16 protein-coding genes and 1 tRNA gene are annotated in these 16,072 nt (G+C 37.5%); 11 read left to right on the forward strand and 6 right to left on the reverse strand.

Annotated elements, in window-relative coordinates:
• Positions 1 to 42 precede the first annotated feature (42 nt).
• Together rpl7ae and KN1_RS12900 are read left to right on the forward strand one after the other, a co-directional pair.
• The gene (gene rpl7ae, locus KN1_RS12895) at positions 43 to 423 is read left to right on the forward strand and encodes a 50S ribosomal protein L7Ae (RefSeq protein ID WP_221288034.1); all 381 of its coding nucleotides are present in this window, start codon (positions 43 to 45) and stop codon (positions 421 to 423) included.
• A 12-nt stretch (positions 424 to 435) separates the two neighbouring features.
• A complete protein-coding gene (locus KN1_RS12900) occupies positions 436 to 1,665 on the forward strand; it encodes a glycosyltransferase family 4 protein (RefSeq protein WP_221288035.1) in 1,230 nt (409 codons plus the stop codon).
• A 10-nt stretch (positions 1,666 to 1,675) separates the two neighbouring features.
• Here the strand turns inward: KN1_RS12900 and KN1_RS12905 are convergent.
• Positions 1,676 to 1,762: transfer RNA gene (locus KN1_RS12905), tRNA-Arg, on the reverse strand.
• Positions 1,763 to 1,803: 41 nt separating this feature from the next.
• On the opposite strand from KN1_RS12905, the gene KN1_RS12910 reads away from it, so the two are divergent.
• Positions 1,804 to 4,458, forward strand: coding sequence for a DNA-directed DNA polymerase I (locus tag KN1_RS12910; protein WP_221288036.1), 2,655 nt, complete (start codon positions 1,804 to 1,806; stop codon positions 4,456 to 4,458).
• 22 nt (positions 4,459 to 4,480) lie between these two features.
• On the opposite strand, the gene KN1_RS12915 is transcribed toward KN1_RS12910, so the two are convergent.
• Genes KN1_RS12915 through KN1_RS12925 form a run of 3 tightly spaced genes read right to left on the reverse strand, consistent with a single transcriptional unit; the run spans position 4,481 to position 5,727 of the window.
• On the reverse strand, positions 4,481 to 4,909 hold the full coding sequence (locus KN1_RS12915; protein ID WP_221288037.1) for a DUF2286 domain-containing protein: 429 nt from the start codon (positions 4,907 to 4,909) through the stop codon (positions 4,481 to 4,483).
• Entirely contained in the window at positions 4,909 to 5,391 is a 483-nt protein-coding gene (locus KN1_RS12920; RefSeq protein WP_221288038.1) for a protein-lysine N-methyltransferase, read from the reverse strand. Before KN1_RS12920 ends, KN1_RS12915 begins: the two co-directional genes overlap by 1 nt.
• A gap of 24 nt (positions 5,392 to 5,415) precedes the next feature.
• Positions 5,416 to 5,727 carry a hypothetical protein gene (locus tag KN1_RS12925; protein WP_221288039.1) on the reverse strand — a complete coding sequence of 104 codons (312 nt, stop codon included), beginning with the start codon at positions 5,725 to 5,727 and terminating at the stop codon, positions 5,416 to 5,418.
• Between the two features lie 45 nt (positions 5,728 to 5,772).
• Here KN1_RS12925 and pgsA point away from each other — a divergent pair, with 45 nt between their 5' ends.
• Positions 5,773 to 6,351, forward strand: a complete 579-nt coding sequence (gene pgsA / locus KN1_RS12930; protein ID WP_221288040.1) for an archaetidylinositol phosphate synthase — start codon at positions 5,773 to 5,775, stop codon at positions 6,349 to 6,351.
• On the opposite strand, the gene KN1_RS12935 is transcribed toward pgsA, so the two are convergent.
• On the reverse strand, positions 6,333 to 7,244 hold the full coding sequence (locus KN1_RS12935; RefSeq protein WP_221288041.1) for a DNA primase regulatory subunit PriL: 912 nt from the start codon (positions 7,242 to 7,244) through the stop codon (positions 6,333 to 6,335). The two genes, pgsA and KN1_RS12935, sit on opposite strands and share 19 nt — an antisense overlap.
• Before the next feature lie 66 nt (positions 7,245 to 7,310).
• Here KN1_RS12935 and metG point away from each other — a divergent pair, with 66 nt between their 5' ends.
• On the forward strand, positions 7,311 to 9,047 hold the full coding sequence (metG, locus tag KN1_RS12940; RefSeq protein ID WP_221288042.1) for a methionine--tRNA ligase: 1,737 nt from the start codon (positions 7,311 to 7,313) through the stop codon (positions 9,045 to 9,047).
• Here metG and KN1_RS12945 read toward each other — a convergent pair.
• The gene (locus KN1_RS12945) at positions 9,039 to 11,132 is read right to left on the reverse strand and encodes a V-type ATP synthase subunit I (protein WP_225905703.1); all 2,094 of its coding nucleotides are present in this window, start codon (positions 11,130 to 11,132) and stop codon (positions 9,039 to 9,041) included. The genes metG and KN1_RS12945 overlap by 9 nt on opposite strands.
• A gap of 87 nt (positions 11,133 to 11,219) precedes the next feature.
• Between KN1_RS12945 and KN1_RS12950 the strand changes: the two genes are divergently transcribed.
• Genes KN1_RS12950 through KN1_RS12975 form a run of 6 tightly spaced genes read left to right on the forward strand, consistent with a single transcriptional unit; the run spans position 11,220 to position 16,070 of the window.
• Positions 11,220 to 11,522 carry a V-type ATP synthase subunit F gene (locus KN1_RS12950; RefSeq protein WP_221288044.1) on the forward strand — a complete coding sequence of 101 codons (303 nt, stop codon included), beginning with the start codon at positions 11,220 to 11,222 and terminating at the stop codon, positions 11,520 to 11,522.
• A 6-nt stretch (positions 11,523 to 11,528) separates the two neighbouring features.
• The gene (locus KN1_RS12955) at positions 11,529 to 12,101 is read left to right on the forward strand and encodes a V-type ATP synthase subunit E (protein ID WP_221288045.1); all 573 of its coding nucleotides are present in this window, start codon (positions 11,529 to 11,531) and stop codon (positions 12,099 to 12,101) included.
• A 1-nt stretch (position 12,102) separates the two neighbouring features.
• Positions 12,103 to 13,884 carry an ATP synthase subunit A gene (locus KN1_RS12960; protein WP_221288046.1) on the forward strand — a complete coding sequence of 594 codons (1,782 nt, stop codon included), beginning with the start codon at positions 12,103 to 12,105 and terminating at the stop codon, positions 13,882 to 13,884.
• The gene (locus KN1_RS12965; RefSeq protein WP_221288047.1) at positions 13,884 to 15,281 is read left to right on the forward strand and encodes a V-type ATP synthase subunit B; all 1,398 of its coding nucleotides are present in this window, start codon (positions 13,884 to 13,886) and stop codon (positions 15,279 to 15,281) included. The genes KN1_RS12960 and KN1_RS12965 overlap by 1 nt, the downstream gene beginning before the upstream one ends.
• Positions 15,278 to 15,919: a V-type ATP synthase subunit D gene (locus KN1_RS12970; protein WP_221288048.1), complete on the forward strand. Its 642-nt coding sequence runs from the start codon at positions 15,278 to 15,280 to the stop codon at positions 15,917 to 15,919. The genes KN1_RS12965 and KN1_RS12970 overlap by 4 nt, the downstream gene beginning before the upstream one ends.
• On the forward strand, positions 15,912 to 16,070 hold the full coding sequence (locus KN1_RS12975; RefSeq protein WP_221288049.1) for an ATPase: 159 nt from the start codon (positions 15,912 to 15,914) through the stop codon (positions 16,068 to 16,070). The genes KN1_RS12970 and KN1_RS12975 overlap by 8 nt, the downstream gene beginning before the upstream one ends.
• The last annotated feature ends 2 nt before the right edge of the window (positions 16,071 to 16,072 follow it).

Here is a 16,072-nt window from a genome sequence, read left to right on the forward strand (position 1 = left end):
TCATAACTTATTGCGTGACGAGCTTAGGAGGAGGATGAACGCATGTCAAAACCAACTTATGTAAAATTCGAAGTTCCGCAAGATTTGGCAGAGAAGGTATTGGAAGCTGTTAAAAAAGCTAGGGAAACCGGAAAAGTTAAGAAAGGTACTAATGAGACTACTAAAGCAATAGAAAGGGGCCAAGCAAAACTAGTTGTTATAGCTGAAGATGTTCAACCAGAAGAAATAGTAGCTCACTTGCCTCTACTTTGTGAGGAAAAAAAGATTCCGTATGTATATGTTCCCTCTAAGAAATCGCTAGGAGAAGCTTGTAACCTTCAAGTTGCAGCAGCTGCGGCGGCTATCATAGACCCTGGAGAAGCTAAAGAGATGGTAGATGAAATAATAAAGAGGGTAGAAGGATTAAAAGGCCAATCAAGTTAAAAATTTTTTAGTATGAATATTTTTGTTATTGCAAACATTTTTAACACGTCTGGAGTTTATACTCACATAAAAAATGTAACTGAGCATCTGGTTAAACTAGGCCACTCAGTTACCCTTTATACTCCATATTTTTTAATTGACCCTTCAAGAAGAAAAGTCTTAGAGGAATTAAAAGGTGTCCAAATACACCCTTTAGTCTACTCTAACCTAGAGAAAGTGAGTAAAACTCAAATCAGGACTTTTAGTTATTTTATCTCTTCTCATTTAGTTTATTTAAATTGGAATAATCTTGGATTGGATAGAAAAATATTAGACGAATTGCCTAAATTCGACATAGTATATGATATGCATGAAGATTCTGTAACATTACGGTTGTCCTATCACGTAGCTAAGAAAGCTGGTAAACCTCTGGTAAAGCTACTTCATGATGAACCTTTCAGGAACTCGTTTGGAAGAGGATATAGACACTTTTATGGGATTAAAGGTTGGGTTTATGACAGTATGATGTATTTCTTTTATAAGTTTGATAAGGAGGCGTTCTTAAGATCTATTAAGGACGGGGTCTTAAGAGGTATCGCAGGTGTATCTCCTTCCTCTTTTTTCTATTCTGGTCTGGATAAGATTTCGAGGAAATATAATATTATAACCAAGGTCTATAAGCCCGGTAATGCTTTTGATAAAGAAAAAGTAGCTAAGTATAGAAAAACAAGGAACAAGGAAAATTATGCGGTGTATTTTGCGAGATTAGTCCCTCAAAAAGGTCTATATGAACTCCCTAAAATAGCTGATAAGCTTGAGACTAAAATAGTAGTTTGTGGGAGACTTTATAATGAAAGAGATAGAAAGTTTCTTGACAACAAAAAAATAGAATATAAAGGATACGTCTTGATTGAAGACCTGTATAAAATTGTTGCTAATGCAAAAGTCCTAATTTATCCTTCTCATCAAGACGGATTTTCATTGGTCGTCTTAGATGCTTTAGCATTAGGTACTACGGTAGCGGCATACGATATACCAGCAGTTAGGTTTGTTTACGGAGGTCTAAAGCCGGTTAAAGTCGTAAAGGAGTACGATACATATAGCCTATCTAAAACTGCTAACGAGGTTATAAGGATGAATGATGATGAGTATGAAAGTGAGCATGAAGATGAAAAAGTGCGTCAATTTTTAGATATGCATTCCAGTTGGGAAAACGTTGCTAAAGAGACTGAAGCGTTTTTGTTAAACTTCGTGAAACCTTGAAAAGGTGTAGCGGACCCGCCGGGACTTGAACCCGGGACCACCGGCTTTCCTCATTAGACCGAAGGCCGGCGCTCTATCCTGGCTGAGCTACGGGTCCTCCAAACTTATAACGTATTTCACATAATTATAAATTTGTATATGGCTAAACAAGTTACACTTTTTGATTTTGCAACTACTAGCAAGAGAAAAGAAGAAGAGAAGAATACTAGACAAGAACAAAAGCAAGATAACCAGCAAGTAGATACTCCTTCGAAAAAGGAGATAGTAAAGAAAAGGGCTACGTGGATAAATGAGGTGGAAGAGGGAAAAACGTATTTTTTACTGCAAGTTGACTACGATGGTAAAAAAGGAAAGGCTGTTTGTAAGCTTTACGATAAGAGCACCGGTAAGATTTATGTATTATACGATAATACGAATCACAAGCCATATTTCTTAACCGATATTGAGCCAGATAAAGTGAGCAGAATAACTAAGATCGTTAGGGATCCCTCCTTTGATCACCTAGAGTTAGTTCAAAAAATAGACCCGTATACGGGGAAATACATTAAGCTCACTAAAGTTGTGACTAAAGATCCGCTTGCAGTAAGGAGAATGAGGAGTTCGGTACCTAAAGCATTTGAAGCTCATATTAAGTATTTCAATAATTATGTATATGATTTAGGTCTGATTCCAGGTCTACCTTATGCCGTTAAGAAAGGAAAACTGGAGCCAGTAAAGCCTGATCTCAAGGGCGAGGAAGTCGAGGAAATAAAGAAGGCATTTGCAGATTCAGATGAAATGACAAAGAGAACTGTAGAGGAATGGATACCGATCTTTGAGAGTGAAGTACCGGATGTAAAGAGAGTGGGCATAGACATAGAAGTTTATACACCATCTAAAGGGAGGGTACCTTCTCCAGAGAGAGCTGAGTACCCTATTATTAGCATAGGTCTTGCTGGTAGTGATGGGCTCAAGAAAGTCCTTGTTTTAATGAGGCATGATGTAAGTACTGAGATACCGTCTAAAGATATTAGTGTAGAGACTTTTCAAACGGAACGTGAACTCTTGGCGCGGTTCTTTGACATAGTTTCAGACTACCCGCTTATTCTTACGTTTAACGGAGATGATTTCGATATACCGTATATTTACTTTAGGGCATTAAGGCTGAACTTTAAGGAAGAAGAAATACCTTTTGACATCGTTAATGACGAGGGAAAGTTCCTACCTGGAATTCATATTGATTTGTATAAGTTCTTCTTTAATAAAGCTGTGCGGAATTATGCTTTTGAAGGAAAATATAGTGAGTATAATCTTGATGCTGTGGCCAATGCTCTATTGGGCATGTCAAAGGTTAAGCTTGATACGTTTATAAGTTTCCTAGACTTAAGTAAATTGGTAGAGTATAATTTTAGAGACGCCGAAATTACTCTAAAACTTACAACTTATAGTAATAACCTAGTATGGAAATTAATTATTTTATTGGCAAGAATTTCTAAGCTAGGACTAGAGGAATTAACAAGGACAGAAGTATCTACATGGGTTAAGAATTTATACTATTGGGAACATAGGCAGCTAAATTGGCTAATACCGCTAAAGGAAGATATACTTGCAAGGTCTAATGAGATTAAAACAGCTGCTGTAATAAAGGGAAAGAGGTATAAAGGTGCTGTAGTAATTGATCCTCCCGCAGGGGTATACTTTAACGTAGTAGTATTAGATTTTGCGTCACTGTATCCATCTATAATCAGGAATTGGAATATCAGTTACGAGACTGTTGACAACATGGAATGTAAGAAGAAAGAATGGATAGTCGACGAGCAAGGACAAAAGCTCCATTTTGTCTGTACGGATAGACCTGGTATAACTGCTGTGATTACGGGATTACTTAGAGATTTTAGAGTCAAAATATATAAGAAAAAAGCTAAGCAAAAAGGTATTTCGGAGGAACAAAGGTCACTTTATGATGTGGTTCAAAGGGCTATGAAAGTGTTTATAAATGCCACCTACGGGGTGTTTGGTGCCGAGACTTTCCCGCTTTATGCGCCGGCGGTAGCAGAGAGTGTAACGGCAATAGGAAGGTATGTTATAACCACTACTTCGCAGACTACAAGGTCTCTGGGGTTACAAGTATTATATGGAGATACAGACTCGTTATTCATTCATAATCCTTCTAAAGAAAAACTAGAGGAAATAATAAAATTTGTAAAGGAAAAATTCGGTCTAGATTTAGAGGTAGATAAAGTTTATAAATTTGTAGCTTTCTCTGGGCTAAAGAAGAACTATCTAGGGGTTTATCCCGATGGAAAAACCGATATTAAAGGAATGTTAGCTAAGAAGCGCAATACACCAGAATTCATTAAGAAGGAGTTTAATGAGGTTAAGGCATTAATTGCTTCAATGAATTCGCCTGACGATATCTCTAAGATAAAGGTTGAATTAGAGAATAAAATAAAGGACATTTATAACAAACTAAAGAATAGAGGGTATAACTTAGATGAGTTAGCCTTTAGAATCATGCTGTCTAAACCTCTCGATGCTTACAAGAAAAATACTCCACAACACGTTAAAGCCGCTTTACAATTAAGAGCTTATGGCGTTACAGTCCTTCCCAGAGATGTTATTCTCTTTGTGAAGGTAAAAAATAAGGATGGGGTAAAGCCAGTTCAGTTATCTAAATTAAGTGAGATAGATACTGATAAGTATGTAGAAGCCCTAAGGAGTACGTTTGAACAGATCTTAAGGGCGTTCAATATAAGTTGGGATGAAATAGTCTCAACTATAACTATTGACTCATTTTTCTCTAAGCAAAAATAATTTTTTATATAGTTAAAAATTTTTATTCTTCTTCCTCTTCTTCTTCTAAATCTAGAGGTTTCTGAGAGGTGGCTTGGACAGCGTAATCTGTAAGCTCTTTCTCAATGTTCTCATCTATGTAAGGAGATACAACATATACTTTCATATCTCTATAATCAGAATCCATCCATCTATTATCGAAACTTATTATATAAACTGGTATTTCTGCTACGGCTTCGGTTTTAGTCCTAGATTTAAGATAATTCTTTATAATTTCATATACATTAGGCTTTAGAGGAAGCGGTATTTTAACTTCGTACATATCCCTCATTATAGTAAAGTCTGAAGAGTTTTCATTCCATTCCTTTAAGGCATTTGACGCTATATCACGCAACACCTTATCGAATTCTCCTTCGACAAGTTCTTTTTTCGTTATATTTCCGTCCTCGCTCCTTAACACAAGCACTTTCATCAAGTTTCACCAATAACATATAAGTACACAAGGTGTGTCATATTTCCGTCCTCTACTTTTACAACCTCTTTAGGTTTCCATCCCCTCATTTCGAATTCATGGGATACTATTCTAGTACCAGGCTTAAGTTCTTTCTGAAGCTTTGGCATTAGCATTTCATTAACATTTGTCAGTAAAAACATAGTAACTACCGTGGCTTCTGATATGTCTACTTCAAAGAAATTCCCCTTAACAACATGGGCTATTCCTTCTACCCCATTTCTCTTTATATTTTCTATGGCTTCTTTTATTCTCTCATCATTTATCTCTACTCCTACGGCTTTTTTCACGTGAAAGTCCTTAGCTGCGGTAACAATTATCCTCCCATCTCCACATCCTAGGTCGTATACTATATCTTCAGGTCCTGCTCCAGCTATTTCTAGCATTCTTTTTACTACTTTCTCTGGCGTTGGTACGTATGGTACATGTGGAACGTAACTCACGACTCTCACTTATACTTAAACTATTCAGGTAATATTTTTAATTTTGTTAATTGCTTCCTCCTTTCCTTTTTCAGGATCTGGCTGGAACTTCTGGTTAAATGGCATTTGTGTCAGTACCGGTACGATTTTTCCGTCGTCAGTCTGAACAAATAATTGAGGTAGGAATGGCATACCGAATTCGTCTTTCTCTCCATAATCCGTAAGGAAAGTATAGTCCTCTATTTTTATCTCTTTTTCAAGATTTAACTGTGTGCTCAAATCCTCAGTAACTTTTACAAACGCCTTGTGGGATGGGTGAGATTCAGATGTTACCAAGATCAGTTTTTTAGCCTTCATAGTCCCATTAAAAGTACGGCAAGTAGTTAATAACGGTGTTGGTTCGTGATAACGAGGATAAGAAGACAGTCAAAGAAGTTACTTCAGCCAATAGCAAAGCTTTTTGTAAAGTCCGGAGTGACCGCCAATACTATAACTATTGCGGGACTCTTCTTGTCGTTTTTATACTTATTAGTTATTTTTATTTATAAAAATCCTCTGCTCGGAATCCTGTTAATTTCGTTTTCGGCCTTTATGGACGCATTAGACGGGGAAGTAGCAAGGTTAACTAGAACTGCTGGAGTTAAAGGCAGTTTTATAGATAGTAGTTTAGATAGAATTGAGGACATAAATTACCTTTTAGGTCTTTTAGTCCTCGGTTTTTCACCCTTGATAGTAAGTCTGCTAATAGGTTTGTCATTAGTAATACCCTATCTAAGGGCTAAAGGTGAATCGTTAGGTCTAACTAAAATTGAAGGTAGGGGAATAATAGAAAGGGGAGAGAGAATAATATTCATTATAGTTACGCTTTTCTTAGGTTTCTTTTCCTTTAAAATCGCCTTTATATTCCTCATAATATTCTGCTTATTATCAGCAATAACGGTAATCCAGAGGTTTTATTATATTTATAGAAGTTTACCGTAATATAGCTGTAAAGGATTAATTACTCCACACTCATTTACACATAGCCCTTTCTCTTTTAATTTCTGACACGAATACACTATGTACTTGTTATTTCTAAGCTTTTTATACTCGTCAGTAAATCCCTCTACCTCTGACCCTATGTCAATAAGGTAAGTTATGATTATCTTTTTCTCTTCATCAGAGAGATTATCTTTTTTCTTCATAAGTTCTAACATGCACGGGGGTGTCTTTCTACCTCTTATATTATCTGCCATTTTCTTGATCTCATCTGGTAAGTCAGTTAGTTGGGTTTGCTTTACTATACTACTCATTCTATCTTTTATCCTTTCAACAACTAAGTCTATTAGCTCTTCCTTATCTATGTAAACATTTCCTTTAGAAAGTATATGTTTACGCAGACTATATCTATCGTCTTTTTTCCTTAATTCTATCGTATATTTTAAATAGTCTAAAAAAGGGATAGAATAAGGAAGCCTGATTATCTTTATTTTTTTGCCGTTTTGTATCTCACGTAATTCTAATCCTTCCTCATTATTAATATTAATCCCTAATATCTTACCTATTTCTATTACCACAGAGGGCTGTTCAAATTTTAACTCCTGCTTAAATAGATTTACCTCACTTTCGATAAACTTTTCCGTAATAATCTTACTCCCTAGGGCAGACAAGATCAGGATAGATAGATAGAATACTAAAACAGTATCACCATGAAGTTTAGAGTAAGGGAGATTTTGTTTGTCTCGGATTACATTCTCTATCCTTGTTCTTGCTTCCATAAGCTTTTCCTTGCTTGTAGATAATAGGTCCTTAATAGTAACTGAGCTACCATATTTACTTAGCTCGTCTTCTAAGCTCTTTAAGAAAGGATATTTTGAGTAATCAATAAGAGCCAATTCGATCCTAATGTAATAAAGAAATTTTATAAGCTTATATTCCACGCGTGAACTAGATGTGAGAATATGAAAATATTTGTAGCCTCAGCGTGGCCTTATGTAAACTCAGTCCCTCACCTTGGAAACCTCATAGGTTCAATCTTGTCAGCTGATGTGTTCGCTAGATACGCGAGACTAAAGTACGGAAAGGAGAACGTAATTTTTGTTAGCGGAAGCGATGAACATGGGACTCCAATAGAAATAGAAGCCAAAAAAAGGGGAGTCAACCCAAAAACTCTAACAGACCAAGCACATGAATATGATAAGAAGCTTTTCCTTGAAACGTGGGAAATTACTTTTGATAATTACACTAGGACAGAGTCTCAAGTGCATAAAGATTTCGTGAGGAATTTCCTATTACGCTTAGATAAATATATCAAAGTAGAGGAGGACGAAATACCTTACTGCGAACATGACAAGTTATTTTTACCTGACAGGTTTATAAAGGGTACTTGTCCCTACTGTGGTTTTGAGGACGCTAGAGGAGATCAATGTGATAATTGCGGTAGATTGCTTACTCCTAAAATGCTCATAAACCCCAAGTGTGCTTTATGCGGTAGTACTCCAGTTATTAAGAAAACTAAACACTGGTTTTTTGATTTAACTGAGTTTAACGATAAGATCGAGAACTGGATTTCCTCTTCACGTTATATGCCTGAAAACGTTAAATCCGTTGCCTTAAGTTGGGTTAAGGAAGGTCTAAAACCTAGGAGTATAACAAGGGATAACTCATGGGGTATACCGGCACCTTTCGAAGGTGCGGAAAACAAGACTATTTACGTATGGTTTGAAGCACTATTGGGGTATATTTCTGCAACAATAGAATACTTCGCAAACGGCGAAGAAAAAGACAAATGGAAGGAGTTCTGGTTTGGGAATAACGTAAAAAGTTATTACTTTATAGGAAAGGACAATATACCTTTCCACGCCGTTATTCTGCCCGCTATGCTCATGGCATCTGGGGAAGGCTACGTGTTACCTACTGTTATAGCGTCTACCGAGTACTTACTTTACGAAGGCCAAAAATTTAGTAAGAGCAGGAAAATCGGCATATGGATAGATGAAGCTAAAGAGCTTATGGACATAGAATATTGGAGATTTGTCCTGATTAGATTGAGACCTGAGGAAAGAGATACTAATTTTACATGGAGAGAAGCAATTAGGATAGTAAATACAGAAATAAATGACGACATAGGGAATTATGCTAACAGAGTCCTTTCCATGGTGAATAGGTACTTTGAGGGTACCATACCTACGCCTAATGAGGGGTCGTATACTAAGGATGATAATAATTATATCCAAGAAATCAATACTGCTCCAAAAAGGATGGGAGACCTAATTGAGCTAGGTAAATTAAAAGCTGGAACAGAGGAACTACTTAAACTTGCAAGGGATGGCAATTCATACCTTAACACAAGGGCGCCATGGAATTTAATTAAGGCTGATAAAGAACAAGCTGCCAACGTACTATTTATAGCTTCAAATTCACTGAGGACTATCGCGGTAATGTTATACCCTCTAATGCCCTATCATGCGTCAAGGCTTTACTCCCAGCTCGGGTTGAGTGAAATAGAATCAGAGAAATGGGATGAAGCAGGAGAGTTAAAGCTTAAGCCAGGGCATAAAATAGGAAAAGTAGAACCTCTATTTAAGAAACTAGACCTTCCGATAGAAGATGAAGTCAAACTTCACCAAGAAATCCAGAAAAAATTGGAAGAGATAAGGAAAAAAGTAGAAAAAAATAGACCTGAATTATTAAGATAAGATTTCTATATAAGCTACTTGGGGTTCAAACTTTCTTCCTCTTCCTTCATAGAATTTACTGAACATTTCGTAGAAGTGAAGCCTCATATCTTGTATGAATACTATTAGACCTTCTAGTGCTATAGCCAGCAAATTCCCTATTATAATAATTATGATGGCAATGGGGTTTGTTAAAAGTCCTATCACTGTAGACGGATATCCAGCTGCTAGATATCCCATATAAGAAAAGGCATAAAGGATATAATAGTGGGCTACTGCGAACACTAATACTCGTATAAACGATATCGTATTTGATAATAGTAAAATTCCGGCTTCGAATCCGCCTTCTATGAATCCGAACACTATGGCACCTACAGCACTCATTTTTTCATGCCTGCGTAATATGACTACTTTTCCTGCCCAATTGTATATTAAGGCTAGCTCTACCCAAATCACTAATATGTCTGCAAGTGTTTGTGTACTACCCGGAGCTGGAGTACCGGTATGGAATAAGAAATACCCAAAACCGCCTAGTAAAGACTCTACTTGCCCTATATAATTAGGAAGATCAGTAAGACCATATGTAAATACTATAAAGGGTACAGTATATATAAGTAGTATAGGCAGTCTATCTAGTATTAGATATTCACTGTCTTTCTTTTTAATAGCGTTAACTACACCTAACACGGAACTCACGAAAAGCAGTACTGAACCTAGAAGTAAAGATAATATGATCGAGTTTACTATGCCTTGTTCAGCACCACCAGTAGGTAATATATACTTTATTTGTTGGTATACGGATTCTGGAACAGGCCATATACTGTATAAAGGCCCTGGAGGATAAGAAGGATTATCTAATAGTTCCCTGAGTCCACCAACAGCTAGTGGTCCGAAAAATTCTCTTGCTAAGAGCCCGGTAATCATGGCTATAATGCTTCCGTATATTAATACCAGTGATAATTGCCTAATGTTATTACTACCCTTTTTTTTGCCGTAGTTATAGAACCATATAGAAAATAGAAATATAACTAGAGCGTTTCCAAAATCTGGAAACATTAGCCCGAACAGTAAGGGAAACGTTATGATTAAAAAGATAGTGGGTGAAATTTCCCAGTAAGATGGTACACCGTAAAGTTCTACGACCGATTCTAATGGTCTAATGGATTTAGGTAAATTAACGTATGTAGGAGGTTCCTCTTGTTCAGCGTACCTTTTAGGATACTCATAGACGACAAACGCGACCTTATCTAGTTCTTCAAGCAACCTTTTTAGTTTCTTTTCACGCAAGTAACCTTCTATTTGGATATAAAATTCCGAAACTCTTGATTTAGATAAGATAGTAATAGCGTCTCTAACTGTTAACAGTCTACCGTATGTCTCTGCTATCCATCCTCTATCTTGTTCTATTTTGCTGATTAATTCTTTCCTCCTTTCTCCCAATAAAGATTGTAGATAATTTATTTTTTCTTGAATGTTAGCATACGCCTCTTGGGGAGATATTAGGTCAGGGGTTTCAAGTTTTCTTATTCCAAGTTCTTTTAGCTTAATATCAAGCCCCGTCCCTTTAGGGCTTGCTATAATACATGCGTTCTTATTTTCATCTAATTGGTTACATGCAATTGCAACATTTGGATTTTTTTCAATTTCGTTCTTTTGTGCATTGTTTATCATGGCTAATGCTACTTCAAAATGCTCTGTATAATATAGAAGCTCTAAGCTTACTCCAATATCTTTAAATGGCTCTAGTTCTAAGACCTGGAGGTTTAGTGATTCTAATTCCGCTTTCAACTTTCCTATTTCTTCTAATAAATCCTTGTATTTTTCTTCTATCTTGGAGAAGTCCTTGTTAACTTCATCCGAAACCGTTAACCAGTCCGAGACTTTTAGTTTCCCTCTTGGCTCTATCTCAATACCCCCAAGTTCCATTATTATCTTGATTTTGTTGATGTTCTCGTTGACTTCACCTAATTTTCTCCTTGCTTCTTCTATTTTTTCCTGTGAAATTGGTGTCCTCGGTTCTTCAGCCTCAAAAGCACCTATCTTTAATAGTTTCGTTACTATATCATTAGCATTGTCCTTCCTTGCCAGGATTTCAACTCTGACCATCGTCTCGGGCAGAATCACAGTGATTCAATATGATAAATCAGGTATGTCTTAAAAATATTTAATCTCGTTTTAAAATGATAGTTCAGGATGGGTAAAGTAGTAGTTGTAGGCGATAGGTATACAGTCAGCCTTTTTAAGTTAATCGGGACCGAAGGTCTTGTATTAGATGACCCACTTAACCTAGAAACTACTTTGATTAAATTAAAGAAAAGAGAGGACATAGATCTGATTTTAGTCGCTAACGACTTATACAACCCTGTAAAAGAGAAAGTAGAGTCCTTGGTCATTGAACAGAAAAAACCTCTAGTTACAGTAATTCCAACACCTTTTAGTCAAGGTCAACCTCTTGATGTAAAAGGCTTAATACTTAGAGCTCTAGGATTTGGGTGAGAACAGATGAAATTTGAAGAGTTGTTAAATTCATCCTTAGAAGAAGTGAAAAAGAAAAATGAGGAAGAGTTAAAGAAAGCACTCGTTGAAGCCACATCAATTGTAGACGAGAAATATAGCTCAGTCTTTTTAGAATATTCTCAGAAAATAACAGAGTATATAAGAAAAAATGAGGAAAGACTTAGAGGTGAACGGGCTAAGCTTGATGTTGATAACAAGAGGATTATAAGTAAGGAAAAAGATTACTGGATTTCAGAAGTATATAGAAAGGTTTCAGAGCAAATACCTTCTATAATTTCAAACCCTGAGTACAAAAAGGGGCTTGAATTGATAATATCACGAGAAGCGAGAAACGGTTGCGTAATATATTGTTCAAGAGGGGATATGCCCACTGTAAAGAGCATAATTTCTTCTAAGAAAATTAACGCAAAGATAGAAGAGGATAATAGTATAAAGGCTGGGCTTAAAATTTTCTATCCTGATCAAAGTTTAATGAGAGATTTTACACTTGAAACAATTTTAAATCAGATCTTCGATGATCTAAGGGATGATATAGCACAAATTCTCTTTGGTGAGTAAGATGGCAGGAGAAGGTCGTGTTGTCCGAGTTAACGGTCCTTTAGTAGTAGCCGATGGTATGAGAACAGCCCAAATGTACGAGGTCGTAGAAGTCGGAGAACCTAGGCTTGTAGGTGAAATTACTAGAATAGAGGGTGATAGGGCATTCATACAAGTCTATGAAACCACTGACGGGATCAAACCCGGCGACAAAGTATATAGGACAGGTGCTCCGTTATCAGTTGAACTTGGCCCTGGTTTAATCGGAAGGATATTCGACGGTCTCCAAAGGCCATTGGATTACATAGCTAGCGTGACCAAATCGCCTTTTGTAAAAAGAGGTGTAAAAATATCAGCCATTGACAAGGCTAAAAAGTGGCACTTTGTTCCGACCATCAAGAAAGGCGATAAGGTTTCAGGCGGAGACATAATAGGAGTTGTCAAAGAGACTGATCTAATTGAGCATAGGGTATTGGTTCCGCCTAATGTACATGGTGCAGTAAAAGAGGTAGTACCTGAAGGAGACTATACGGTTGAAGATGCGGTAGTGACTCTTGATGTTAGTGGTGACACTAAAGAGTTAAAGATGTACCATAGATGGCCTGTAAGGATCCCGAGGCCATTTAAGGAAAAATTAGAACCTAACGAGCCTTTACTAACCGGAATTAGGGTAATCGACACTATATTCCCTATGGCTAAGGGTGGGACTGCTGCTATACCGGGGCCATTTGGTAGCGGTAAAACAGTAACACTCCAAAGCTTAGCTAAATGGGCCGCCGCAAGAATTGTGATATACGTTGGATGCGGTGAAAGAGGGAACGAAATGACGGATGAATTAAGACAGTTCCCTAAGTTAAAAGACCCATGGACCGGTAAGCCTTTACTCCAAAGGACTATATTGGTAGCGAATACGAGCAATATGCCAGTAGCTGCTAGGGAATCGAGTATTTATGTAGGCGTAACTATGGCTGAATACTTTAGAGACCAAGGTTATGACGTGTTATTAGTAGCTGATTCTACTACAAGGTGGGCTGAAGCGCTAAGGGACTTAGGAGGAAGAATGGAAGAGATGCCCGCTGAAGAGGGCTTCCCAAGCTATTTACCATCCAGACTTGCAGAGTACTATGAGAGGGCAGGGAGGGTAAGGACTATAGGTAACCCTGAAAGGGTAGGTTCAGTAACTGCTGCTTCAGCTGTATCCCCGCCTGGAGGAGATTTTACAGAACCAGTTACAAGCAATACATTAAGGTTTGTAAGAGTGTTTTGGCCCTTGGATGTATCGTTGGCTCAAGCTAGGCACTTCCCTGCAATAAATTGGATACAAGGTTTCTCCGCTTATGTAGATCTGGTAGCATCTTGGTGGCACAAGAATGTAGATCCGAATTGGTTTGAGATGAGGAATACTCTAGTCAAGGTTCTCCTTAGGGAGGATGAACTAAAACAGATCGTAAGGTTAGTAGGACCCGAATCCCTTTCAGAGAAAGATAAGCTGGTCATGGAAGCAGCTAAGTTAATTAGGGTAGGGTTCTTACAGCAAAACGCATTCGATGAAATAGATGCTTTCGCATCTCCTCAAAAGCAAGATAAGATGATGCGTGTCTTATACACATTTTACACACAAGCTAATGACTTGGTTAGTAGGGGTATCCCGCTTAAGAAGATCCTTGAGAAAGTTTCATCTCTGGAGGCCGAGATAATAAGGATTAAGTACACTATTAGAAATGATGAGCTAGCGAAGATAGACGAGATAGAGAATAAATTAAAGGGTGCATTTGACTCATTAGTAAAGGAGGTGTCTGGATAATGGAAAGCCTGAATGTGAGAGAATATTCAAACATATCCATGATAAAAGGTCCTCTAGTGGCTGTTCAAGGAGTTAATGACGCGTCATATAACGAGCTCGTAGAGATTGAGCTATCAGACGGAACGAAAAGGAGAGGATTAGTAGTTGATTCACAGCTCGGAGTTACGTTCGTTCAAGTGTTTGAAGGCACAACAGGTATATCCCCTACTGGATCTAAAGTTAAGTTCCTAGGAAGAGGGTTAGAGATCAAGATTTCTGAAGAAATGTTAGGGCGTATATTTAACCCGTTAGGTGAACCTCTAGATAACGGTCCCCCGGTTATCTCTGGTGAAAAAAGAGATATCAACGGTGACCCAATTAACCCAGCTGTAAGGGATTATCCAGAGGAATTTATACAGACCGGTATTTCAGCAATTGACGGTTTGATATCATTATTGAGGGGACAAAAACTCCCGATTTTCAGCGGAAGCGGTTTGCCCGCAAATATGATTGCAGCCCAAATAGCTAAACAGGCAACAGTGAGAGGTGAAGAAAGCAATTTCGCAGTAGTATTCGGTGCAATAGGAATTAGGTATGATGAAGCCTTGTTCTTCAGGAAGTTCTTCGAAGAGACTGGTGCAATAAATAGGGTTGCAATGTTCTTTAGCCTCGCTAATGAGCCACCGTCTTTAAAGATACTTACTCCCAGAGCTGCCTTAACTTTAGCTGAGTATTTAGCATTCGAAAAAGATATGCACGTCTTAGCCATCCTCATAGATATGACGAACTATTGTGAAGCTTTGAGGGAACTGAGTGCGTCCAGAGAAGAAGTACCCGGAAGAGGCGGCTACCCAGGCTATATGTACACTGATTTAGCTACCATATATGAGAGAGCGGGTAAAGTAGTAGGCAAGAAAGGGTCAATAACTCAGATGCCTATTCTTACCATGCCCAATGATGATATGACCCACCCGATACCAGACTTAACAGGTTATATAACAGAAGGGCAGATAACGTTAGACCGTTCTTTACATAATAAGGGGATATATCCGCCTATAAACGTTTTGATGAGCCTATCAAGGCTAATGAGAGACGGGATCGGTGAAGGTAAAACGAGAGATGATCATAAAGATTTGTCTAATCAGCTTTTCGCTGCCTATGCTAGAGCCCAAGAGGTAAGGGGGTTAGCAGCAATTATCGGTGAGGATAGCCTCTCGGAGGTAGACAGGAAGTATCTACTGTTTGGTGAGCAATTCGAAAGGAAATTCATAAATCAAGGCTTCAACGAGAACAGAAGCGTAGAACAAACCCTAGATATAGGTTGGGAAGTACTATCTGTCCTACCAGAGTCAGAACTAAGCTTAGTTAAACAAGAATACATTAAGAAATACCACCCTAACTATAGGGGTAAGAAATGAGTTCAAGGAAGATTTTACCAACTAAAATTAACTTAATAAATCTCAAGAGGCAAATTAAGCTAACTAGGACTATAAAGAGGCTTTTAGAGAATAAACGTGAAGTCTTATTACTTTATCTAAGGCAGTATGCGGACGAGTATGAAAAAACGTACGGTGAAGTGAATAAAGTATTATCTGATGTGTATTCGACGTATTTAAAAGGTGTATCTGCGGAGGGTATTGGTACTGTAGAACAATTTGCCAATTCAATACCCCCTAATTTAGAGGTAAAGAGTAGCACTAAGTTACTTTTCGGAGTTAGGATCCCGATAGTAGAATTGAATGATGAATCTATCCAGAAGCAACCTTTCGGAAACATAGAGATCTCTCCGTTGATAACTAAATCCAGAGAAGAAATAGCTGAAGCTTTTAAGAAGATATTGCTGTTAGTAGAGATGGAGTCTGCGATAAGGTCTCTTACACTAGAACTAAGAAAGACTCAGAGACTTATTAATGCAATTGATACTTCTATTCTCCCATACTATAATTCCTCAGCTAAATATATTAAAAGTGTATTAGATGATAGGACAAGGGAGGAGTTTATCAGATTAAAAATAATCAGGAAAGTTCTTCAAAAAAGGAGGGTTGAAAATGGCTGAACAATATATTAACATGTTAAAGATTAAGCTTGATGAAAAGAAAAAAGAAATATTAGCACAACTTAACGCAGAGTTTGAAAAAATTGTTAAACAGAGGACAGAAGACTTTGAAAACATTAAAAGAAACATTTTAAAGGAAGTGGAAAAATAGTT

Source organism: Stygiolobus caldivivus (genome assembly GCF_019704315.1).
In the GTDB taxonomy this organism is placed as follows: Archaea; Thermoproteota; Thermoprotei_A; order Sulfolobales; family Sulfolobaceae; genus Stygiolobus; species Stygiolobus caldivivus.